The following is a 26,162-nucleotide window of genomic DNA, read 5'->3' as shown; positions in this document are numbered from 1 at the left end:
GACCTCGCTATGAAGACCGCTGTTCGGAGGAGGACTCGGATGTCTCATTCATTCACTCGTCGCGCCGCACTCGTCTTCGCGGCCGGCCCAGGGGCCGTGCTGACATCTGCCGTGCTGATGGCAGTGCCCGCACAGGCCGCCTCGACGTCATGCCCCGCACCGGGCGCAACCTCGGTCGCCGCCGCACAGGACGAGGCTCAATGCTCTGCCACCAGCGTCGGCGGCAGCGCGGCCGCCGCTTACGGCGTCGGGGGCGCCGCTTCCGCGAACGCCGGTCCCACCAGCCTGTCGCTCGCTATCGGCGAGAACGGCGGTACGGCCGTGTCGCGCTCGGACGCGCTGTCGGGCCCGGCGGCCCTGGCGATCGGGCCTGGAGCCAAGGCCGATGTGCAAGGCGTGCGTCCGGGCCTCTCGATCGGCATCGCGGGTCCCGGTGCGACCGTCACGGTGACCGGAGCCACTACCCCTTCCTGCTCGGGCGGCATGGCGTTCGCCGGAGATTTCCAGACCCTGCAAGGGTGCATGTCCATGGGATAACCGCGCGAGCCTGAACGGCCGCCGCGTCGACGGCCGGCTCGCGCGACCGTCCCGGGCTGGCCGGGACGGCGATCATGGACGACTCCCCGCACCTGCTCGAGCACGGGCAGTGCGGGCCGGTGCGCGGGGGCGTCTGCTAGCGCCCGGCCGGCCGGGCGTTGGCCCGGGCCCCCGTCGCGACCTCGCATCAGGTATCCGAGCGGCGACACGCATGAGGCCCCGGCCGCGGTGGCGGGGACGAATCAACGGCCGGTGCTGCTGCGGATACCGCCACTCGATTCCACTGTTCGACAAGTCTCGCGGTCGACGCACCCGCGATCGGAAGATGACGCCGAGTGATCGAAAGGCCCGAGGCCGCGCAGCGATCGACGGGACAGACGCGAATGCGATGTCGTCGTCGAGTCCGCCCCGTACATTCGCAAAACGGTCGAACCGTGCGCGGTGAACCGTCATGGGCGATACGGCGCGCATTCGAGGCGTATGGATTCCGATGGCGCCATGAAAGAGACTCCCCCTAATCCACAACGGGGTATGAGCGTGCGTCCGGTCCGTTTGCTTGCTGCAAATGTGCTTGCATTTGTAAGGGTGGTCAACACACGTTGCCTTTTCGCCGCGGAAAAGTGGTGATCTTGCTGGATCGGGATCGTGGCTGTTATGCTCGGAGGCCGCTGAGCATCAGATTTGTGCTGACCTAATTGCATTGGTTGTCAGCGGTTTTGGATCACGTGACCGGCTTCTCGTCGAATTTTGCAAGAGAGTGAATCCCGGCATATCTTCTGGAATGCAGTCGGGAATTCCGTAGGTCGAGTGCATCGCGGACGGGTCCGTGACAGGCGTTCTGCAAGTTAGCTGTAGTGCCAATTTCTGTGTTGCGTTACCAGATGTTCTAAACGTCCGATTTCTAATAATTCGAGATGCTGGGAGACATCGATACATGGGTGCTGCGAGGTGGACCGCGCTACACCGTGGCGTCGGGGTTGGGTTCCGGGGGATTCGGAACGGTGAGTTCTTCCTGATTCGCGTATTCGCGCGGGAGATAGGCATCGCTTCATAGGCGAAGCGCTCACACAGGCACATTTCGGGCACGAAGAGGTTCATTCGCCGTGCTCCGGTGTTTCCGAATCTTAGCGAGGGGTGCAGATGAATCCGAGTTCAGTCGAACCTGCCGTCGGTCAGTCGGATCTGATTCCGCTGTCGCGAGCGCAACACGGGATGTGGCTCGCCGACCACCTTCCCGGTGGGCAGCCCATGAACATCGCGCACTACGTCGAGATCGACGGGCCGATCGACGCCGACGCCTTCGCCGAGGCGGTCAACACGGCCGGGCACGAAACCGAATCCCTCATCGTTCGAGTCGTCGAGATCGACGGCGTCCCATATCAATTCGTCGACCACAGCATCTTCTACGACGAGACCGTACTCGATCTCAGCGGAAGCGACGATCCGTTCGCCGCGGCGATGGAATGGATGCGCCGTGACTACAACACCAAGGCTGTCGACCTGAGTCGCGAACGCCTGGCTGCCACCCGGTTGATCCGGATCGCCGACAACCGTCATCTGTGGTACGCGCGCGCCCACCATCTCATCATCGACGGCTACGGTGCCTTCAACGCCCTGACCAGGGTCGCCGAGCATTACAACGCACTACTCGAGGGCAGACCGCCGGCGCCCATGGCCGGCGCGAAACTGCGCGACATCATCGAGGCCGAGCACACCTACCGCGACAGTTCCCGCTTCGCCGACGACAAGGCGTACTGGCTCGCCAAGGTGGCCGATCTTCCCGCGCCGACGAGCCTCTCCGGCCGCGCCGCGCGCCTTCACGACGTGGATCGGGTTGCCGGACTGGAGCTTTTATCTCGATTGTCCGGAACTCTCGACCGCGTCGCCGCCGGCCTGAACGCATCGCCCGCCCAGGTGGTCGTCGGCGCCTTCGCGGCGTTCCTGGCGCGGATGACCGGATGCGACGACGTGGTCCTCTCGATGCCGGTGACCGCGCGCGTGACCAAGCGGCTGCGCAACGCGGCCGCGATGCTGGCCAATATGGTGCCGATCCGATTCACCGTGTCCGCCACGACCACGGTGGAGCAGCTCATCCGCGCCTCGATGTCCGAACTGGTTCTCGCCATGCGCCATCAGCTCTACCGATTCGAGGATCTGCGCCGCGACTCGAATGCCGTGGACGCCTCCGCGAATTCGTTCGGCCCGATCGTCAACATCCTCTTCTTCGATTCGGAGATTCGCCTCGGCGGCGCCACCGGCCGCTATCGCGCCTTGACCTCGGGCGCCCTCGACGATCTGCAATTGAACATGTATCGCTCGGGGCCCGACGCGCCACTGCTGATCGAACTGCACGGCAACGCGAATCTCTACGGCCAGGACGAACTCGACGCACATGCCCACCGGTTCGTCGAGTTTCTGCGGCGCCTGCTGGAGACGCCGCTGGATGCGCCGGTGACCGGTGTACCGCTCACCGCCCCCGCCGAGCGAGCCCGCATCATCGAAGAGCTGGCCGGGCGCGATGGCAGAACGAGTACGGCGACGCTCGTGGATCTGCTGGAGTGGCAGGCCGCGATGACACCGGACGCTGTCGCCGTCACCGCGAATGCGAACGCTCTCACCTATCGCGAGCTGGACGAGCGGGCCAATCGGCTGGCCCGCACCCTGATCGCCCGCGGCGCCGGACCGGACACCCTGGTCGCGATCGCGATGCCACGCGACGCCGCTCTCGTCGTCGTCGCGCTCGCGGTGCTGAAGTCCGGCGCGGGATACCTGCCGTTGGACTTCGCCCATCCGCCCGAGCGGCTGGCCTATGTGCTGGGCGACGCCGACCCGATCGCCGTCGTGACGACTCCTGCTGTGCGCGCGCATATTCCGGCGGATCCGAGCCGGGTCGTGCTTGTCGGCAAGGAGGCCGACGCGGGCGGCGAGGCTGCCGCCGCACCGATCACCGATGCCTGCCGGACCCGTCCGCTGCGGCTCACGAATATCGCCTACGTCATCTACACCTCCGGCTCCACAGGTCGTCCCAAGGGCGTTGCCGTCACCCACCGCGCGGTGGCCACCTATCTGGCGAACGCCTGCGACGAGATCGGCGTGCGGCCGGGCGACGTGTGGATGCTGTTCCATTCGTTCGCCTTCGACTACTCGGTGTGGGAGATCTTCGGCGCGCTGGTCAGCGGTGGCCGCCTCGTCGTCGTGGACGGTCCCACCACCCGTGCACCCGACGACGTCGTGCGCGTGGCCGCCCGGGAGAAGGTCACCGTCCTCAGTCAGACCCCCTCGGCGTTCCAGCAGTTCGGAGTCGCGAAGCGGCGGTACGACGATTCCGGTGCGGCCGACGGGCAGCTGTCGCTGCGACTGGTCGTACTCTCCGGGGAACGTCTCGATCCCGCGGGGCTGACGGATTGGTACGAACACAATCCGACGCTGCCGGTGCTGGTGAACAGTTACGGCATCACCGAGACCACCGTCTTCGTGACCCACCGTGGTTTGACTCCGAGCGTCGCGGTGCCGGGTGCGCCGAGCACGATCGGATCGGCGCTGCCGGGGCTGCGCACGTACGTTCTCGACGAGCAGCTGCGGCCGGCTCCGGTGGGCGCCTGGGGCGAGATCTACGTCGCCGGAACCCAGCTCGCTCGCGGGTACCTCGGCCGGCCCGCATTGACTGCGGCGCGATTCGTCGCCGGGCCCTTCGGGCCGCCGGGCGAACGGCTGTATCGCAGCGGTGACGTCGCGCGCTGGAATCACAAGGGCGAGTTGGAATATCGCGGCCGTGCCGACCAGCAGGTGCAGCTGCGCGGGTTCCGCATCGAGCTGGACGAAATCCGCAATGCGTTGCTGAGCCACCCGGCGGTCGCCGCGGCAGTGGTCAGCGTGCACCTGCCCGGTACGGAGGCCGCCCGGCTGGTGGCCCACGTCGTGCTCGACGGCGCCGACGCGCCGGCGGAGGACGGCTTGCGCACCCATGTCGCGACCTCGCTGCCCGAGTACATGGTTCCGGCTGTCGTCGTCACCGTGCCGCGCATCCCGCTGACGGTCAACGGCAAAGTGGACCATCGCGCGCTGCCGGAACCGGTCTTCGACTCCTCGGCAGGCTACGTCGCGCCGAGTTCGGCCGTCGAGGAGGCGATCGCGGATGTCTTCGCCGAAGTACTGGGCCTGGAGCGGGTCGGCGTCCTGGACAACTTCTTCGAACGAGGCGGCAACTCGCTCACCGCGACCGGTGCGGCGGCACGTATCGCCGAACTGACCCGTTCCACCGTGTCGGTGCGCGATCTGTTCGGCCGGCCGACGGTCGCCGAACTGGCGGCGGGCATCGGCACCGGTGACGGCTCCGGACGGCTCGCGCTGCGGCCACAACCGCGGGTGGGGCCGATTCCGCTGTCACCGGCGCAGAACAGAATGTGGCTGATCAATCAGCTCGATCCGGCCTCCGCCGCGTACAACATTCCACTGGTGGTGCGGTTGACCGGCCGCCTCGACGTCGGCGCGCTGCGCGCCGCCATGGCCGACGTGATCGATCGGCACGAATCCCTGCGGACGGTCTATCCGGACGTCAAAGGTGAAGGCACACAGGTCGTTCTGCCCGCCGATCAGGTGCTCGCGGAACTCGATCCGACGCCCGTGGTGATCGACCCGGCCGATCTCGCACATCGCATCGAGGAGCTGACCACGGCCGGATTCGACGTGCGCACGGCTGCCCCGATCCGGGTCGCTCTGCTGGCCTGCGCCCCCTTGGACCAGCATGTGCTGGTGCTGGTGCTGCACCATATCTGCTGCGACGGATCGTCGCTGGCGCCGCTTGCCGCCGATATCGCCACCGCCTACGAAGCCCGATCGCAGGACAAGGCCCCGGACTGGCTGCCGCTCACGGTGCAGTATGCCGACTACAGCATCTGGCATCGCGCTCTGCTCGGCGACGAGCACGATCCCGAGTCGAGGGCCGCACGTCGATTGCGCTTCTGGACAGCGCAACTGGCCGGGATGCCGCCGGTGCTGGACCTGCCCGCGGACCGCCCACGCCCAGCACACCGCTCCCTGGCCGGAGATGTCGCGGACAGTGTGATCCCGGCCGGGACCTTCGCCGGCATCGAACGCCTCGCGCGCTCTGCCGATGTGACGACCTTCATCGTCGTCCACGCCGCGCTGGCGGCTCTGCTGGCCCGGCTGGCGGGTTCGAGGGATATCACCGTCGGGACGCCGGTCGCCGGTCGTGGCGAGACCGCACTGGAGTCACTGGTCGGGATGTTCGTCAATACCGTGGCGCTGCGTACCGAGGTGCGGTCCGGTGAATCGTTCCTCGCCTTCCTGGCCCGGGTCAAGGACATCGACGTCGACGCCTTCAGCAACGCCGACCTGCCCTACGAGCGGGTGGTCGAGGAGGTGGTTCCCCACCGTTCGACCGCGCACGCCCCGGTATGCCAGGTTTATCTCGCCTTCGAGAATATGGTCCTGCCGAGTCTGGCGCTGCCCGAACTCACGGTCGAGCCGCTGGACCCGGGCCCGCAGCCGGCGAAGGTGGACCTCATCGTCACCATCGCCGAAAACGCCGCCGCGGGTGGTGATGTCGCCATGCGGATCAACTACGCCACCGATCTGTTCGATCGCGAGACGGTCCGGGAACTGGCCGGGCGATTGAATCGGGTCCTCGCCGAGATCGTGGCGAACCCGAGCGTGCGGGTGGGCGATCTGGATGTGTTGACCGGCGCCGAACGGGCACGACTGGTGCCGGCGTCGGGAGGGCCTGCCGAGGCCCCGCGAGTGCTGGCGGATCTGCTGACGGTCGCGGACCCCGACGCTGTCGCGGTGGTCGCGCACGAACGCACGGTGACCTACGCCGAGTTGGACGGCTGGTCGAATCGCATTGCGCGCCAGCTGATCGCATGGGGTGTGGGCCCTGGTGATCAGGTCGCGCTGGCGATGGGACGGTCGGTGGAGTTCGTGACCGCGATCTGGGCGGTCGCCAGGGCGGGCGCCGCGTTCGTACCGATCGATCCACGCAATCCGGCCGAACGCGTGGCACTCATGCTCGCCGACGCCGGCGTGCGCGCGGCGATCACCGTCGCGGCGTCGCGGAATCTGCTCCCGGGTTCGGTCCGGCGGCTGGTGCTCGACGACCCGGATGCGGCGGAGGGGATCGCATCGTGGTCGTCGGCCACGGTGACCGATGGCGAGCGAGTGCGGTCCTGCCACCCCGCGGCAACGGCCTACGTGCTGTACACCTCCGGTTCGACCGGGACGCCGAAGGGGGTCGCGGTCACCCATGAGGGATTGGCGAATTTCGCTGCCGAACAACGGGATCGCTACCGCGTCGACAGCTCGGCGCGGGTACTGCAGCTGGCCGCACCGGGTTTCGACGCGGTCGTCCTGGAGTTGCTGATGGCGCACGGCTGCGGTGCGGCGCTGGTCGTGGCGCCGCCCGACGTCTTCGCCGGCGCCGCGCTGGCGGAATTGATCGCCGTGCACCAGGTATCGCACGCCTTCGTGACGCCCAGCGTGCTGGCGACGATGCGGCCGGCCGGATCGGATTCGCTGCGGGTGCTGGTGGCCGGTGGCGAGGCCGTATCGGCGGAAACGGTCGCGGCGTGGGCGCCGGGGCGTCGCCTGTTCAACGGTTACGGGCCGACCGAGACGACGATCATGGTCGCGATCAGCGATCCGCTGCGCACCGAGGATCGTCTCACGATCGGTGGCCCGATTCGCGGTGTCGAGGCCATCGTCCTGGATACGGATCTGCGGCCGGTCCCGGTCGGAGTGCCGGGGGAGCTGTACGTCTCCGGGGTTCAATTGGCGCGCGGCTACCACACTCGTCCGGCCGCGACAGCCGCCGCGTTCGTGGCGAATCCATACGGCGATCCGGGCGCGCGCATGTATCGCACGGGCGATCTGGTGCGCTGGACCTCAGCGGGAACCCTCGAATATCTCGGCCGCGCCGACTTTCAGATCAAGATTCGCGGGCAGCGCATAGAACTCGGCGAGATCGAGGCCGTGCTCGCCTCGCACCCCGCGGTGACGGTCGCGGTGGTGGTCGGCGCCGAACACGCCGGTGAGTCGCGGCTCGCCGCCTACGTCGTGCCGGTCGACGACACCTCGGACACCGACGGCCTGCTGGGGTACGCGGCGCAACGGCTGCCCGCGCATATGGTTCCCGACGCGCTGACGGTGCTCGACGCGCTGCCGCTGTCACCGGTGGGTAAGGTCGACCGGTCGGCGTTGCCGGAGCCGGTGTTCGTCACCGCGGCAAAGGAATTCGTGGCGCCGCGGGACGCGTTCGAACAGTTGGTGGCCGACGTATGTGCCGCGGTGCTGGACCTGGAGCGCGTCGGCGCCTCGGACAACTTCTTCGAGCTGGGTGGCAATTCGCTGTCGGCGACCAGGGCAGCAGCACAGCTGAGCGCGGCATTCGGCGTCGATGTCTCGTTGCGCGCGCTCTTCGACGCGCCGACCGTCGCCGCACTGGCGCGAGGTATCCGGGCCGCGAACGCGATCGGCCGGGAGCCGCTGGTCCCGCAGGAGCGTCCGGACCGGATTCCGCTGTCGCCCGCACAGACGCGCATGTGGTTTCTCGCCCGGCTCGACCGGCACTCGTCCCTGTACAACATTCCGATGGTCGTGCACATGGCGGGCGAACTGGACGTGCCGGCCCTGCGCGCGGCGATCACCGATGTGCTCGACCGGCACGAGTCGCTGCGCACGATGTACCCCGACAGCGACAGCGGACCGCACCAGGTGATCGTGTCCGCCCCGGCGGCGCTACCCACGCTGGCGACGATCCCGATTGCCGCCGGCGAGATCGACGGGCACGTGGCGGCGGCGGCGAGTATCGGATTCGATGTCACCGCCGAGGTTCCCTGCCGAATCACCCTGCTGCGCAGTGCGCCCGATGACCACACGCTGGTTCTCGTCGTCCATCACATCAGCTTCGACGGGTCGTCGCTGGCTCCGCTGGCCGCCGACCTCGCGGCTGCCTACCAAGCTCGCGTCGACCGGCAGCGGCCGTCGTGGGCCCCGCTACCGGTGCAGTACGCGGATTACGCGGTGTGGCAACGAAAGATGCTCGGTACCGACCGAGATCCGGACAGCGTCACCACCGCCCAGATCGAATACTGGCGTTCGGCCCTGGCGGAGCTGCCGGAGGTGCTCGACCTGCCGACCGACCGGCCGCGGCCGGCCAGGCAGTCCTTCCGCGGCGCGACGGTATCGGCGACGGTGCCCGCGCACCTGCATTCCGAGCTGGTGGAGTTGGCGCGTCACCACGACGTGACGGTCTTCATGGTCATGCAGGCGGCGTACGCCGTCCTGCTGGCCCGGCTGTCGGGAACCGGCGATATCGCGGTGGGCACCCCGATCGCCGGCCGCGGCGAGCGCGGTCTCGAGGGCCTGATCGGCATGTTCGTCAATACCTTGGTGCTGCGCACACCGGTCGACCTCCGCGCGAGCTTCGCGGAGGTCCTCGAGCAGGTCCGGCGCACCGATCTGAGTGCCTTCGAGAACGCCGACATCCCGTTCGAGCGCCTCGTCGAGGTACTGAATCCGCCGCGCTCGACCGCACACGCGCCGTTGACACAGGTCGGATTCTCGTTCCAGAACATCGAGATACCTGTGGTGGAATTGGCGGGCCTGACGGTATCGGCCAGGATGATCGATCCGAACATCGCCAAATACGACCTGCACCTCAACATCGTCGACGCGCCGGGAAGGGACGGTCGGCACGGTGAGATGTCCGTCGAATTGAACTATGCCACAGATCTTTTCGACGACAGCACCGTCACCACGCTCTTCGAGCGCTACCTGCTGTTGCTGCGGGCGGTCGTGGCCGATCCGACCGGTGTCGTCGGCGATGTCGATCTGTTGATCACGGGCGAGTGGAACGACGTGGCGACCCGTTCGGCGGGGGAGACGACAAGTCGGTCGTCCGCGACCGTCCCGTCCGTGTTCGCCGCACAGGCGGACCTGTGCCCGGACGCGCCCGCGGTGGTCGATGCCGTGGGTGGTGGCCGGTACGGCTATGGCGAATTCGCGGCGCGGGTCAACGCGATGGCCCGGGTCCTGATCGGGCGCGGAGTCGGCCCCGGGACCGTCGTCGGCGTCGCGATGCGCCGCGGCGTCGATCTGCTGACCACGCTGTACGCGATTCATGCGGCCGGTGCGGCCTATCTGCCACTGGATCCGGATCATCCGGTCGAACGCGTGCGCGCGGTCGTCGCCGATGCACGGCCGATCGCAGTGGTGACCCGCCCGGCCGATGCGGCGAAATTGCCCGCCGAGGTCGTCCAGTGGTGGTTCGAACAACTCGGAGCCGAGTACGCCGACGCGTCCCCGGTCACCGACGCCGATCGAATCCGGCCCCTGCACCCGGACGATCTGGCCTACGTCGTCTACACCTCGGGCTCCACCGGCACACCGAAGGGGGTGGCGGTCGCACATCGCGCGGTGGTGAACCAACTGCGCTGGCTGCGTGATCATTACGGCCTCAGTGGTGAGGACGTCATGGTGTGGCGCACGCCGGTCACCTTCGATCTGTCGGTCTGGGAGTTGTTCTCCGCTCTGACCTGTGGCGCGTCGCTCGTCGTCGCGGGTCCGGACGCACACGCCGACCCCGGGGCGCTGGCCGGTCTGCTGGCCGAATACCGGGTGACCACCGTGGATTTCGTGCCATCGCTGCTGTCGGCATTCCTCGACGTGGCCGGTGCGCGCGAGCTTCCGGCCCTGCGGCGGGTGCTGTGCATCGGTGAGGCGTTGCCGGCCGACACCGTCCGGCGTTTCCGGCAGCTCGGCACGGCCCGTATCGACAATCTGTACGGGCCGACCGAGGCCGCGGTGAGCGTGACCGCTCACCGGATCGACGAACTCGACGGCGGCACGGTGCCCATCGGCCGTCCGGAAGCGAATGTGACCGTCCGCGTGCTCGATTCGCGGCTCCATCCCGTTCCCGCCGGAGTGACCGGAGAGTTGTATCTGGGCGGCGTCCAGCTCGCTCGGGGCTATCACCATCGCCCTGGCCGGACGGCGGCGAGTTTCGTCGCCGACCCGGGCGGCGCGCCCGGTGCCCGGTTGTATCGGACGGGCGATCTGGTCCGCTGGGGCGCGGACGGGAACCTGCGCTATGTCGGCCGTGCCGATACACAGGTCAAGGTGCGCGGTCTGAGAATCGAACTCGGGGATGTGGAAGCCGCGTTGATCGCGCACGAGCAGGTCGGGGCGTCGGTGGTGCAGATGCGCACCGATCGCGGGGAGCAGCGCCTGGTCGCCTATGTGGTGGCCCAGGGATCTCTCGATACCGCACGACTCCGCGGATTCCTGCTCGAGCGGCTGCCCGCCTACATGGTGCCGTCCGCGGTGGTTCGCATCGATACGATCCCGGTCACGGCCAACGGCAAGGTCGACTATCAGGTGCTGCCGGAACCCGATGTGCGAGCGGAGGACTCGGCGTATCGCTCGCCGCAGGGGCTGCTCGAGCAGGCCGTCGCCGGCATCTTCGGTGAACTGCTCGACGTTCCGGACGTCGGCGCGGACGACAACTTCTTCGAACTCGGCGGCAATTCGCTTCTCGCGACGCGGGCGCTGAGCCGGATCGGCGAGGTCGCCGGAGTGACCGTGCCGGTACAGACGATCTTCGAGGCGTCCACCGTCGCCGAACTCGCCGACCGTGTCGCACAGCTGCGCGACGTGCCGAATCTGCCCGCGCCGACGCGCGGACCACGTCCGGATCGGATCCCGCTGTCGCTGGCGCAGCCACGGATGTGGTTCCTCAACCAGTTCGATCCGTCCTCGGCCGAATACACAGTGCCACTGGCGATGAGACTGGACGGAGTGGTCGACATCGCCGCGCTGACCGCGGCCGTCGGCGACGTCGTCGAACGACACGAGAGCCTGCGCACCGTGTACCCGGCCGCCGACGGCGTACCCACACAGGTCGTGCTGGACTCCGACGTGGTCGTCGGCGCCTGGGACCTCGTGCCACGCCCGGTCGGCGAGCGTGAGCTGCGCGCCCGGCTGACCGAGTTCTTCGCCACCGGATTCGACGTGTCGGCCGCAGTGCCGGTGCGCAGCGCGCTGTATCAGCTGTCGGACCAGCGATGGGTGGTCGCGCTCGCGATCCACCACATCAGCTGCGACGGCTTCTCGGTGGCGCCACTGGCGGCCGATATCGTCACCGCCTACCGTGCGCGCTCGCACGGCCGGGCGCCCGACTGGGCTCCGCTGGAGGTGCAGTTCGCCGACTACGCCCTGTGGCAGCGGGAGGTGCTGGGTTCGGCCGACGATCCGGACTCCTGCCTGGCCCGCGACATCGCCTACTGGCGGAGGCAACTCGCCGATGCCCCCGAGGTCATCGATCTGCCCACCGATCGGCCCCGGCCGGCGGTGCGGACCAAGCGGGGCGCCGTCGTGCACACCACGATCCCCGGTGAGCTGCAGGGCCGGGTCGAGGCGCTCGCACGACACTGCGGCGCAACCACATTCATGGTGGTGCATACCGCGCTGGCGGTATTGCTCTCCAAGCTCTCGGGCAGCGACGACGTCACCATCGGTGTGCCGCACGCCGGTCGCGGCCACCGGGCGCTGGACGACCTCGTCGGCATGTTCGTCAACACACTCGTGCTGCGCAGCCGGATCGGCGCGGATCGATCGTTCACGAGCCTGCTGAACCAGATGCGGCGCACCGCCGTCGAGGCGTTCGATCACGCCGCGGTGCCGTTCGAGCAGTTGGTCGAGGTGCTCGATCCGGCTCGATCCACGGCCCACACGCCGCTGTTCCAGGTCATGCTCGCCTACCAGAACATGGCGCGGGGGCGGATCGAACTTCCGGGCCTCACCGTCGAGAACATGGATCCGGGCGCCGGCGCCGCGGTCTACGACCTGCTGCTGATGATGACCGAGGGGCACGGCTCCCACAACGAGCCCACCGGCATGACACTGCGCCTGACCTATGCGACGGACCTGTTCGACGAGGAGTCGATCCACGGCTTCGTCGAGCAGTTCGTGCGCGTCCTCGATGCCGCCACAACCGACGCCGACGTCGCTGTCGGCGAGATCGATGTGCTCGATCCCGCGCAGCGGCGGCAGGTGCTCGAGCGCTGGAACGACACCGGTGGTCCGGCGGCCTCGGGCCGCACGCTGGTCGACGCCTTCGACGACCAGGTCGCCCGCACCCCGGACGCCGCGGCCCTGTGCCTCCCGGACGGCACGGTGGTGACCTACCGGGAGTTCGACGCGGGCGTCAATCGGCTGGCCCGCTGGCTCATCGCCCACGGTGCGGGACCGGAAACCGTTGTCGCGGTGCATATCCGGCGATCGTCCGAGCTCATCACGGCACTGTACGCGGTGGTCAAGACGGGCGCCGCGTTCCTGCCGATGGATCCGGACCATCCCAGCGCCCGGATCGCCGACGTCCTCGAGGCCGCGCGGCCGATCCTGGTACTCACCACCGCGGCGGCCGGCGAGGGGCCGGCGGGCCGGTTCGAGACCGCCTGCCTCGACACCATCGACCTGACCGGTATGCCCCAGACGCCGCTCACCGACGACGAGCGGCACGCACCGCTGCGGCCGGGAAACGTCGCCTACGTATTGTTCACCTCCGGCTCGACGGGCGTGCCCAAGGGCGTGGCGCTGACCCATGCCGCGACGGTGAGCCAGCTGGCGTGGGCACAGCGACAGTGGCCGCACGGCACGTCCGACATCGTGCTGCACAAGACCCCGGTCACGTTCGACATCGCGGTCTGGGAGTTGTTCTGGCCCTTGCAGACCGGGGCGCGAATCGTGATCGCCGAACCCGGCGGACATCGCGATCCCGCCTATCTGGCACACGTCATCGCGACATATCGGGTAACCACCGCGCATTTCGTACCGTCCATGCTCGACGTGCTGCTGGACACCACCGATGCCACGCCGCTGCCCTCGATCCGGCGGGTGTTCCTCGCCGGTGAGGCGCTCGCGCAGCGCACCGTCGACGCGGCATCGTCCGTCTTCGCCCACGCCGAGGTGGTGAACTGGTACGGCCCGGCCGAGGCGGAGGTCGTCGCGTCCGCACGCTGCCTGCCCGGCACGCGCACTCGTGCGATGGTGCCGATCGGCACCCCGGTTGCCGGAATGGCGGCCTACGTTCTGGATTCACGATTGCGGCCGGTGCCGGTCGGGGTCGTCGGTGACCTCTACGTCGCGGGTGTGCAGGTGGCGCGCGGCTATCACGACCGCGCCGGCCTGAGCTGTGGCGCGTTCGTCGCACACCCCTTCGGTGCGGCCGGTGAGCGGATGTACCGGACCGGCGATCTCGTCCGGTGGACGAAGGCCGGTGAACTGGAATACGTGGGCCGCAGCGATTTCCAGGTGAAGGTTCGCGGCCAGCGGGTCGAGCCGGGCGATATCGAGGCGGCGCTGGCGACGCTGCCGGATGTCGCGCGCTGCGCTGTCGTCGCCACCCCGGAACACATCATCGGCTACGTCACCCTCGTGCCCGATGCGGACACCGACGGGCGCGCCCTTCGCGCCCGGCTCACCCGGTCTCTCCCGGCATATCTGGTCCCCGCGACGGTGCAGGTCCTCGACGCGATGCCGGTCACCCCCAACGGCAAACTCGATCGATCCGCCCTGCCGGAACCGGTATTCGACGACGGCGAGGGTTTCGTGGCGCCCCGCACCGAATACGAGTCGCGGCTGGCGTCGATCGTCGGGCACCTCACCGGCGGCGATCCGATCAGCGTGACGGCGAACCTGTTCGAGATCGGCGTCAACTCGCTGTCGGCCGCCCGTATCGCGGCCCGTGCCACGACAGCACTGAATGTCGAGGTCGGCATCCGCGATATCTTCGACGAACCGACGATCGCGGGCTTGGCCGAACGGCTCGGCACGCGAACCGCTTCCAGGGTGTTGCCGCTCGAGCCTCGGCCACGACCGGCGAGGATTCCGTTGGCGGCGGCGCAACGGCGGATGTGGTTCCTGAACCAGTTCGACACCGCCTCGGCGGCGTACAACATCTGCTTCGCGGCCCGGTTGACCGGCCGGTTGGACATCGATGCCCTGCAGGCCGCGGTACTGGACGTGGTCGCCCGGCACGAGCCGCTGCGCACGATGTACCCCGTGGCCGAGGGCGAGCCGTATCAGCTGGTGCGCGAGGTGGCGGATGTGGCCGCGGAATCGACGTTCGAACCGGAGCCGGTCGAGGACGAGCAGGAGCTGGCCGACCGGATTCGGCAGGTCGTCGAAACCGGTTTCGATGTCGCGAAATCGGTGCCGCTGCGGACGCGGATCCTGCGCACAGGTCCCGACCAGCACGTGATCGTGGTGGTGGTACACCACATCGCGGCCGACGGCTCGTCGACCGCTCCGCTGGCCGCGGATATCTTCACCGCCTACGCGGCTCGGGTGAAACACGAAGCACCGCAGTGGATACCGTGCGAAATCCAGTACGCCGACTACGCGATGTGGCAGCGCGACATGCTCGGCGCCGAGGACGATCCGTCCTCCCCGATCGCGCGGCAGATCGCCCACTGGAGAACGGTTCTCGGTGACGCTCCGGAACTGCTCGACCTGCCCACGGACCGGCCCCGGCCCGCCACCATGTCGATGGCCGGTGGCAGTATCCGCTTCGGACTGTCGCCGTGGCTGCACGACGACATCGTGCGGCTGGCGCACCGCGAGGGTGTCACGGTATTCACCGTGCTGCACGCCGCCCTGGCGATCCTGCTGGCGCGCACCGCGCACAGCGAGGACGTCTCGGTCGGCTCACCGGTAGCCGGTCGGGGCAGCCAGGCCCTCGACGATCTGGTCGGCATGTTCGTCAATACCGTGGTGCTGCGCACGCGGGTCCAGGACGACCTGTCGTTCCGCGAACTGCTGGCGCGAGTGCGCGAAGTGGATGTGGACGCGCTCGCTCACGCCGACCTGCCCTACGAGAGGCTCGTCGATGTCCTGGATCGCGGCAGATCCGCCGCGTACACACCGCTGTTCCAGGTGATGTTCGGACTGCAGAACATGCGCGAGGCCAGGTTCGAACTGCCCGGTGTGCGGGCCGAACTGCTCGATCCCGGTATCGCGCAGGCGAAGACGGACCTCACCGTGCTGATGACCGAACGCACCGACGGCGACCGTGCCGCCGGGATCGACGGCGAGATCATTTACGCCACCGATCTTTTCGTCGTGTCGAGCGCGCGGTCGTTCGCGAACCGGTTCGTCCGCGTCCTCGAAACGGTGACGGCCGATCCGGCGCGGCCGGTGGGCGGTATCGATCTGCTCGACACCGCGGAGACCGAACGACTCGTCCCCGCCCGTGGCGGCGCGAGCGTCACACCGCGCGTGCTGCCCGAGCTGCTGGCCGCGCCCGTGGCCGCGGACCCGGCCGCGACCGCGCTGACCGGAGGGGGCGAAACCCTCACCTATGCCGAGCTCGACAGCCGTTCCAACCGGCTCGCCGCGCATCTGCTGGCGCAGGGCGCCGGACCTGGGGTGTTCATCGCGCTGGCCGTGCCGCGGTCGGTCGGCTATCACGTCGCGATGTGGGCGATCGCGAAGACCGGCGCCACCTTCGTCCCCGTGGATCTGCGATATCCGACCGACCGGATCGCGCATATGGTGCGCGATTCCGGTGTGGCCGTGGGACTCACCGTCGAGGCTGCCCGCGTGTCGCTGCCCGGCGATGTCCGCTGGCTCGCGCTGGACGACCCCGGGACCGCCGCCGAGATCGCCGCGCGCGCCGACCGTGCCGTGACCGACGCGGAGCGTCCACGGGCACTGCGAATTCCGGATGCCGCGTATGTCGTGTACACCTCCGGGTCGACCGGCACGCCGAAGGGTGTCGTGGTCGGGCACGCCGGACTGGCCGGGTTCGCGGCCGAGGAGCGGGAGCGCTACCGGGTGCAGCCCACCTCCCGAGTCCTGCAGGTCGCCGCGCCGGCTTTCGACGCGGTGCTGCTCGAGGCGTTCATGGCGTGTGCGGCCGGCGCGTGTCTGGTCGTGTCGCCGCAGGAGGTGTACGGCGGCCCGGATCTGGCGGCGCTGATTCGCACCCATCGGGTGACGCACGCGTTCCTGACGCCCAGTGTGCTGGCCACGCTGTCGCCCGCGGACTGCACCTCGGTGCGGGTGCTGGCGGTCGGCGGCGAGAGGGTGTCCGCGGACCTGATCGCGACCTGGGCGCCGGGACGGCGGCTGCACAATATCTACGGTCCGACCGAGACGACGATCGTGGTCACCATCAGCGAACCGGTGCGGCCGGGTGAGGTGATCGATATCGGCGGCCCGATCCGCGGTGTCGACGCGCTGGTGCTCGACGCTCGCCTGCGCCCGGTACCGGTCGGGGTGCACGGTGAGTTGTACCTGGCCGGCGCCGCGTTGGCGCGCGGCTACCTGAACCGGCCCGGTGCCAGCGGTGCCGCGTTCGTGGCGAACCCGTACGGCGAGCCCGGAGCGCGGATGTATCGCACCGGCGATATCGTCCGCTGGACACCGCGGGGCGCGCTCGAGTACGTGGGCCGCGTCGACTTCCAGGTGAAGATCCGCGGCCAGCGCATCGAACTCGGCGAGATCGACGCGGTCCTGCTGGCGCATCCGCAGGTGTCGGCCGCGGTCACCGTCAGCCGCAAAGGCCCCGGCGGCCAGCCGACGCTCGCCGCGTACATCGTGGCCGAACCCGGGGCGGCCGTGGACACCCGCGCGATACTCGCTCATCTCACCGCGGGCCTGCCCGCCCACATGGTGCCCTCGACGGTCACCGTACTGGACAGTATGCCGCTGGCCTCGACCGGCAAGGCGGATCGAAAAGCGCTGCCCGAACCCGTGTTCGGCACTCCCGAGGACGATGCCGTCGCCACGGCGACCGATCTGGAGCGCACCATCGCCGCCGCCTTCGCCGATGTGCTCGGCGTGGCATCGGTCGGCGCGACCTCCTCGTTCTTCGAGCTCGGCGGCGACTCCATCATGTCGATTCAGCTGACCTCCCGGCTGAAGGCGGCGGGTGTCGTCGTGACGGCCCGCGACATCTTCGAGCGCAAGACCGTTCGTGGCCTGGCGCAGGTGGCCGCCGCCGAACGGGTGGGCCTGGCCGAGCTGCCCGGCGGCGGCGTCGGCGACATCCCGCGCACCCCGATCGTGTCCTGGTTCGCCGAACGCCCCGGCCCTGCCACTCGTTTCGCGCAGTCGGTCCTGGTCAGGCTCCCGGGGCACGCCCGGGTCGAGCAGGTCACGGCAACCGTGCAGGCGGTGCTCCACCAGCACGACATGCTGCGCTCGCGCATGCTCGACCAGGGCCTGCGGGTGTCGCCCGCCGACACCGCCGACGCCTCCGCGGCGGTGTTCACCCGGACCTTCGGCGCACATGAGACGCCGGGGACGGACCGCTTCACCGCGGTGGTGGAAGCGGCGCTGGCAGAGGCGTCCGGTCGTCTCGATCCCGCCGCGGGACGGATGCTGCAGGTCGTGTGCCTGCTTCCGGAGCCGGGCGTCGACTCCGAAGCCCGCGCGCTGATCGTGATCCATCACCTGGTGGTGGACGGTGTCTCCTGGCGAATCCTGTTGCCCGACTTCGTCACCGCCTGGCAGCAGATCGGCCGGGGCGATGCCGTCGAGCTTCCCGCGCAGGGGACCTCGATGCGGCGGTGGGCACACGCACTCGCCGCCGCGGCGACCGAGCGTGACGGCGAGCTGGCGCTGTGGCAGCGGATGAGTTCCGCGGCCGATCCGCTACTGGGAAGCGCGCAACTGGATCCGGCACTGGACACCCAGGCGACGGTGCGGAATCTGACCGCGACCATCCCGGCCGCGGTGACCTCGGCGTTGCTGGACTCGGTGCCGCGCGTCGCGCGCGCCGGCGCGGACATCGCACTGCTGGCCGGATTGGCTGCGGCCCTGACTGTTTGGCGCAGACGACGCGGCGTCGAGCACGCGGGGATGAAGGTACTGCTGGAGGGACACGGCCGCGAGGAACAGCTCGTGCCCGGATCGGATCTGTCCCGCACCGTGGGCTGGTTCACCAGTGCCTACCCCGTCGCGCTGGAGCCGACCGGAATCGATGACGCCGATCTGCGCACGGCGGTGCTGGCCGTCAAGGATCAATTGCACGAGATCCCGGACCGGGGCATCGGTTACGGCCTGTTGCGCTATCTGAATTCGGAGACGGCCGACCGGCTCGCGACCGCACCGCAGCCGCAGATCAGCTTCAACAACCTCGGCCGCGCCGGTGTCGACCTGGCCGCACTGTCGGATCTCGCGTGGATCCCGACCGGCGAGCAGTTCGACCGGTGGGGCGCCTTCGATCCGGATATGCCCGCCGCGGCGGCGATCACGATCGACGTCGACATCGTGGACACCGAATCCGGCCCCGAACTCCGCGCCCACATCGGCTACGCCTCACGCCTGCTCGAACGCGACGACGTGGCCGAACTCGTCGCCGGATGGGTCGACGCGGTGAGCGAGATCGCCGCCCTCGCGACGACCGGTGACCCGTGGCCGCTGACCCGGGCGGATGTTCCGCTGGTCGCACTCACACAGCGGGATCTGGACGGGTTCGTCGACCGCTACGGTCCGCTGAGCGAGGTGTGGTCGCTGGCTCCGCTGCAGGAGGGCCTGCTGTTCCACGCCGAATTCGCGGCCGGCGAGATCGACGTCTACACCGCGCAGTCGGTGCTGACCCTGGCGGGTGAGGTCGACGAGGATCGGCTCGAGCGCGCCGTGCGCGCGTTGCTCGACCGGAACCCCAACCTGCGGGCCGGATTCACCCGTACCGCCGACGGCGTCGCCGCCCAGGTCGTCCCGGCGGAGATCGCGGTGCCCTGGCGGCGTGTCGACATCCCCGGCGGCACACCGGAAGTGGACGCTCTGATCGACGCGGAGCGGGCGGTCGTCTTCGATCCCGCCGACCCGCCGCTGCTGCGGTTCCTGTTCATCGCCACGGCGCCGCACGAGTACCGGCTGGTGCTGACCGCGCATCATCTGCTCCTCGACGGCTGGTCGCTGCCGTTGCTGTGGCGCGAACTGATCGGCTTGTACGCCGTTGCCGCGCACGCGGAGCTGCTCCCCGCGCCGGCGTCGTATCGCGACTATCTGTCCTGGCTGGACGGACGCGATCGCGAGGCGAGCCTCGAGGTGTGGCGGGGCGCGTTGCGAGAGGTCGACGAGCCCACGCTCGTGGCCGATCCGCAGACCGCGACCACGGCCGAGATTCCGATCGATCTGCCCGTCGTCCTGGACAGCGTCACCACATCGGACCTGGTGGGCTTCGCGCGAGCGCGCGGCGTGACCATGGCGACGATCACGCAGTTCGCCTGGTCCGTGGTGCTGGGCAACCTGCTCGGCGCCGAGCGGGTGGCATTCGGCAGCACGGTATCCGGCCGTCCCGCCGAATTGCCCGGCGTCGAGTCGATGATCGGCCTGTTCATCAATACGATTCCGGTCGCCGCCGACGTCCGCCGAGATCTGACGATCGAGGACGCCTTGGACCGGATGCAGACCGGCAACACCCGCCTGCTCGACCACCACTACCTCGAGCTGTCGCAGATCATCGCGAACGCCGGCGGCGGTCTGCTGTTCGACACGCTCGTGGTATTCGAGTCGTATCCGGTCGACAGCAGCGGCCTGGGTGAGGCGGATATCGACGGTATGCGGGTGGTCGGCGCGGACGGACGCGACGCGGCACACTATCCGATCACCGTGCAGGCGCACCTCACCGACGAGTTGCACGTGCGGGTGCGGTACCAGCGGGCCCGTATCGACGACGCGACCGCGGAGGGTCTGGCGGCACGCCTGGAAGCCGTGCTGCGGGCCATCACCAGCGATCCGGGCGCCAGGATCGGCGCGATCGATCTGCTGACCGAAACCGAGCGGCGCGAGCTCGTCCCCGCCTCGGGTGGCCGCGCCGCGGAACCGCGGCACATGGCCGCACTGCTGTCCGACGGTGTCGCGGTGAATCCCGCTGCGGCGGCCGTGATTTCCGGATCGCGTTCGATGTCGTACGCGGACCTGGACGCCAGGTCCAACCAGCTGGCGCGGCAGCTGATCGACTGGGGCGTCGGCGCGGGCGACCGGGTCGCGCTGGCGATGCCGGGATCGACGGCATCCGTGGTCGGCCTGTGGGCGGTGACCAAGACCGGCGCGGCGTTCGTTCCCATCGATGCGCGCAATCCGGCCGAGCGTGTCGCGCTCATGATGACCGATGCCCGGATCCGGGTCGCGGTCACGATCGAGGAAGCGCGAAAGCTGCTGCCCGGCACGGTGCGTCCGCTGGTGCTGGACGATCCGGATGTCGAGAAGGCGATTGCCGCACGTCCGAGTGGCGAGCTCACCGATGGCGAGCTCATGCGGGCGCCGCACGTGTTGGACACGGCCTACGTCCTGTATACGTCCGGCTCCACGGGAATACCGAAGGGCGTCGCGGTCACGCACTACGGGCTGGCCAATTTCGCCGCGGCGCAACAGGAGCGGTTCGAGGCGGACTCCCGCTCACGGGTCCTGCAGGCCGCCTCCCTCGGATTCGACGTGATGGTGCTGGAGACGCTGCTGGCCCACACCTGTGGCGCCGCGCTGGTGATGGCGCCGCGTGGCGTGTTCGCCGGTGCCGAACTGGCGGAACTGATTCGCACGCAGCAGGTCTCGCACGCATTCATCACGCCGAGCGTATTGGCCACGATGTCGCCGGACGGTCTGGACTCGCTGCGGGTGCTGATGGCCGGAGGCGAGGCGGTCACCGCGGAAACGGTGGACAGGTGGTCGCCGGGCCGGACCCTGCTCAACGGGTACGGCCCCACCGAGGCGACGATCCTGGCGGGGATCGGTGGCCCGCTGCTTCCCGGCAGGACGGTCACCATCGGCGTGCCGATCCGCGGCATGCGGGCCGTGGTGCTGGACGCGTGGATGCGCCCGGTGCCGGCGGGGGTGGTGGGGGAGTTGTATCTCGCGGGTGACCAGCTGGCCGGTGGCTATCTCGAACGGTTCGCTACGACCGCGACCGCGTTCGTGGCCGATCCGTTCGGTCCGGCGGGTGCGCGGATGTACCGGACCGGTGACATGGTCCGCTGGACGCCGGACCATACGCTGGAATACCTGGGGCGCCGCGACTTCCAGGTCAAGATCCGCGGCCAGCGGATCGAACTCGGCGAGATCGAATCCGTGCTGGCCGGACATCCCGGCGTCGAGCAGGCAGTCGTGCTGCGGCGCACGGACGATCGCGGCGTCGAACGGCTCGTCGGATATCTCGTCACCGATGAGGAGATCGACCCGGGCGAGGTGCGGGCCGCCGCGCAGACGCGGCTTCCGGCGCACATGGTGCCCGAGATGTTCTCGGTGCTGCCCGAGCTCCCGCTCAACACGAACGGCAAACTGGACCGCGCGGCCCTTCCCGTGCCGGAGTTCACCGAGACCCGCGAACGGATCGCACCCCGCACCGACGGCGAGCGCCGGGTCGCCGAGGTGTTCGGCGGTGTGCTGGGCATCGCCGATATCGGCGCCACGGACAGCTTCTTCGACGTCGGCGGCGATTCGCTGTCGGCTACCCGCGTGGCCGCGCAACTGAGCACAACTCTGGGCGTACGGCTGGGGGTCAGAGATATTTTCGAGGCGCCCGTGGTCGCGGACCTCGCCGCGCGCCTGACCGTCGTCGAGCGGGGCCCGCGAGTGCCGCTGACCCGGCGTACCAGGCCCGAACGGGTCCCCCTGTCACCGGCTCAGCAGCGGATGTGGTTCCTCAACCAATTCGACACCGCTGTCGGCGGATACAACATCCCGCTGGTGATCCGCCTGCGTGGAGATCTCGATATCGGTGCGCTGCGGCGGGCATGTGAACTGGTCGTGGATCGTCACGAATCGCTGCGGACCCGGTTCCCGCTGATCGACGGGCAGCCCGCTCAGGTCGTCGTCCCGACCGAACAGGTCGTCGCGGCGCTCACGCCGGTCCGAGTGCACGAGACAGAGCTCATGGACCGCGCGATCGCGGTGGTGTCGGCAGGTTTCGATGTGACACAGGCGCCGCCGCTGCGGGTCGAGTTGTTCGAACTCGGCGACCGCGACCATGTGCTGGTCATCTGTGTCCACCACATCTGCGCCGACGGACAGTCGATGATTCCGCTCGTGCGAGATGTCGCGACCGCGTATCAGGCCAGCAGATACGGGACCGAGCCGGCATGGCCGGCGCTCGCGATCCAATACGCCGACTATGCGCTCTGGCAGGACGAGCTGCTCGGCTCGGCCGAGGACCCGGATTCGGCGATGTCACGGCAGCTGCGATTCTGGAAGGACACACTCACCGGGCTGCCCGAACTCCTCGAGCTTCCGACCGATCTGCCGCGGCCCGCGGTCGCGTCGATGCACGGTCGCGCCGTCGATTTCGAGGTCTCCGCCGAACTGCACGAGCGCGTCGTCACCCTTGCGCGACAGACGAATACGACGGTCTTCATGGTTCTGCACGCCGCGCTGGCAGTGCTGCTGTCTCGAGTCGCGGGCGTCGGCGATATCGCGATAGGCACACCGGTGGCCGGCCGTGGCGAACGCGATCTCGATGATCTGATCGGCATGTTCGTCAACACCCTCGTCCTGCGATCGCGGGTGCCGATGCGCAGGCCGTTCGACGAACTGCTCGCCGCGGTCCGCGAGACTGATCTTGCGGCCCTGGCCAATGCGGACGTGCCGTTCGAACAGGTGGTGGAGACACTGAATCCGCCGCGCTCGACCGCGCATCTGCCGCTGTACCAGGTCACGCTCGATGTCCAGAACCTGAGCAAGGCCGCGTTGCGGCTGCCGGAGCTCAGTATCGAGCCGATGGAGAGCGGGTTCGAGCGGGCGCAGGCCGATCTGAACGTGAAGCTGGTCGAGCGCTTCGGCGCTCGGGGCGGCCCGGGCGGCATGGCGGGGCGGTTGACCTTCGCCGCCGACCTGTTCACCGACGAGACCATGACACGGTTCGCCGGAACCTACACGCGGATTCTGGAATCCGTGACGGCGAATCCGTCGTCGGTGGTCGGCGATATCGAACTCCTGGACGCGGTACAGCGACGCGAAGTCCTGGACGCGGCAGGGCAGGACGGCGCGGTGGCACCCGACGCCACCCTCGCCCGGTTGTTCACCGCCCGTGCCCGATGCCGGCCCGATGCTATCGCCGTCACCGACGGCCACACGCAGCTGAGCTTCGCGGAACTGGAGCGGCGTTCCGCCCAGGTCGCGGCCCGGCTGACCGCGCTGGGTCTGGGACCGGAATCGCTTGTCGCCGTGGCACTGCCGCGGTCGATCGATCTGGTCGTAGCGCTGGTGGGGGTGATCCGGGCAGGCAGCGGGTATCTGCCGCTGGATGTCGCCTACCCGGCCGATCGCCTGCGGTTCGTGCTCGACGACGCGCGTCCGGCCGCGGTACTCGCCTGCGCCGACACCGTTTCCGCACTACCCGGATACGCGGCACCGCTGGTGCTGATCGACGAGATCGCCGAGGGCAGCGGCGGACCCGAGCCGGTGGCGCCGGATCTGCGGCCGGACAACGTCGCGTACGTGATCTATACCTCCGGCTCCACCGGCCGTCCCAAGGGGGTGACGGTCACCCACCGTGATGCGGTCGCCTTGTTCACCGGCACGGCGCGACGATTCGAGCTGGGACCCGATGATGTGTGGACGATGTTCCATTCGTACGCATTCGATTTCGCGGTGTGGGAGATGTGGGGTGCGCTGCTGTCGGGTGGCAGGCTGGTCGTCGTCGACTACGCGACCTCCCGATCGCCGGAGGCGTTCGTGGATCTGCTCGCGCGGGAGCGCGTCACGGTGGTGAGTCAGACCCCGTCGGCGTTCTATGGGTTCGCCGACGCGGAGCGCGACCGCCGCGCATCCGGTCGCGCCGACGGTCTCGCCCTGCGCTACGTCGTATTCGGCGGCGAGGCGCTCGACACCTCCCGGTTGGCTCCGTGGTTCTCCGCGCACGAGCCGGGGTCGCCTCGGCTGATCGATATGTACGGAATCACCGAGACCACCGTGCATGTGACATTCCGTGAGATCGAAGGCCCGGGTCCGGCCGGGATCGGACATGCGCTGCCCGGGTTGCGGGTGTACGTCCTCGACGACCGGTTGCGGCCGGTGCCGATCGGTGTCGCCGGCGAGATCTACGTGGCCGGTGAGCAGCTGGCCCGCGGTTATCTGCGGGCCTCGGTGCCGACCTCGCAGCGATTCGTCGCGAACCCCTTCGGCCCCGGTGGAACCCGGGTGTACCGTACCGGCGACCGTGGCCGCTGGACCAGGGCCGCACACGGACTCGAACTGACCTACGCCGGACGAGCGGACACGCAGGTGCAGCTGCGTGGCTATCGCATCGAACTGGGGGAGGTGGAGTCCGCGCTATTGCGGCACCCGGCCGTGACGCGCGCCGCCGCGACGATCCATCGCCATGCCCTGGGCGTCGACCAGCTGATCGGCTACGTCGTGAGCGGCGACGGCCGGCAGATCGATCCAGGCGAGGTCCGCGACAGCGCCGCTCAGGTATTGACGAGCTACATGGTGCCCTCGGCGGTGATGGTGCTGGCGGATCTGCCGTTGACGGTCAACGGGAAATTGGACCGAAAAGCTCTGCCCGCACCCGATTTCCACGCGCCGACCGCCGAATTCACCGCGCCGAGAACACCTTCCGAGAAAGCGGTGACCGAGGTCTACGCACAGATCCTCGGTGTGGACCGGGTCGGGATTTCCGACGGCTTCTTCGATCTGGGCGGGAATTCGCTGCTGGCCACGATGGTGGTGTCCGAATTGACCGCCCGAGGGGTCCAGGTGGCGCTGCCATGGATGTTCGAGGACGCGACACCGCGGGCCCTGGCGCACCGGGCCGACGAAGCGGCGGGAAGTTCGGGCCTGGAAGTGCTGCTTCCACTGCGCGCGGCCGGATCCAAGCCCCCGGTGTTCGGCGTGCATCCAGCCGGCGGCCTGGCATGGTTCTACGGCGGGGTGATCGAGCACCTGGACAAGGATCGGCCGGTCTACGGCCTGCAGGACCCGCATGTCGTGGCGAGCGAGCCACGCGCGGATTCCGTGGACGAACTGGCCGAGCGGTATGCCCGAGAGATTCGCCGCGTCCAGCCGGAGGGCCCGTATCACCTGCTCGGATGGTCATTGGGCGGCCAGATCGCGCACGCGATGGCGGTGCGATTGCAACGCGACGGCGCCCATGTCGGAACCCTGACGCTGCTGGATTCCGGAGTAGGCGAGCCGAATTCGGCCGGCGCACCGGAGAGCGCCGGACCCGACGCACCGGCGCCCGGCCACGTCATGGCGGACCTGCTGGGCGGATGGCGCGAACTGTTCGACCTCGACGATGTGGTGCGGGCGCGGACCCACGAACAGGCGTGGACGGTGATCCGCGACCAAGTGGTCGGGACCGGGCTGTTCAGCGCGGAGCAGACCGATCGGGTGATGGAGAGTTTCGAGACCGCGAGCGATCTGTCCGCCGGCTACCGGCCCGGACTCTTCGACGGCGACCTGATCTTCTTCACCGCGGGCAAGGAACGCGCGGATCGCGACGCCCTGGCCCAGGCGTGGCGGCCGTACGTCACTGGGGAGATTCACAACACGGTGGTCGACGCACGCCACCTCGAGCTCAGTCATCCGCAATCCCTGGCCGTGGTCGGGGCCGTGCTGGAACGTTTCATGAATCGCGTCGAGAAATGAAATGAGACATGACC

At 68.9% G+C, this 26,162-nt stretch carries 2 protein-coding genes; both read left to right on the top strand.

The annotated features are described in order from the left end of the window. Positions 1–39: 39 nt before the first annotated feature. Positions 40–537, top strand: a complete 498-nt coding sequence (locus LKD76_RS19595) for a DUF6764 family protein (RefSeq protein ID WP_227982774.1) — start codon at positions 40–42, stop codon at positions 535–537. Between the two features lie 1,140 nt (positions 538–1,677). Then, complete coding sequence (locus LKD76_RS19590; protein ID WP_227982773.1) at positions 1,678–26,148, top strand: non-ribosomal peptide synthetase; 24,471 nt, start codon at positions 1,678–1,680, stop codon at positions 26,146–26,148. Positions 26,149–26,162 lie beyond the last annotated feature (14 nt).

Origin of the sequence: Nocardia spumae, from assembly GCF_020733635.1 — a bacterium.
GTDB lineage: Bacteria > Actinomycetota > Actinomycetes > Mycobacteriales > Mycobacteriaceae > Nocardia > Nocardia spumae.
Note: the sequence above shows the minus strand (reverse complement) of the source record. Positions and strands in the feature narration are given on the sequence as shown.

Coding starts and splice junctions, on each gene's coding strand:
- LKD76_RS19590 (WP_227982773.1), top strand. CDS start 1,678: ATGAATCCGAGTTCAGTCGAACCTGCCGTCGGTCAGTCGGATCTGATT.
- LKD76_RS19595 (WP_227982774.1), top strand. CDS start 40: ATGTCTCATTCATTCACTCGTCGCGCCGCACTCGTCTTCGCGGCCGGC.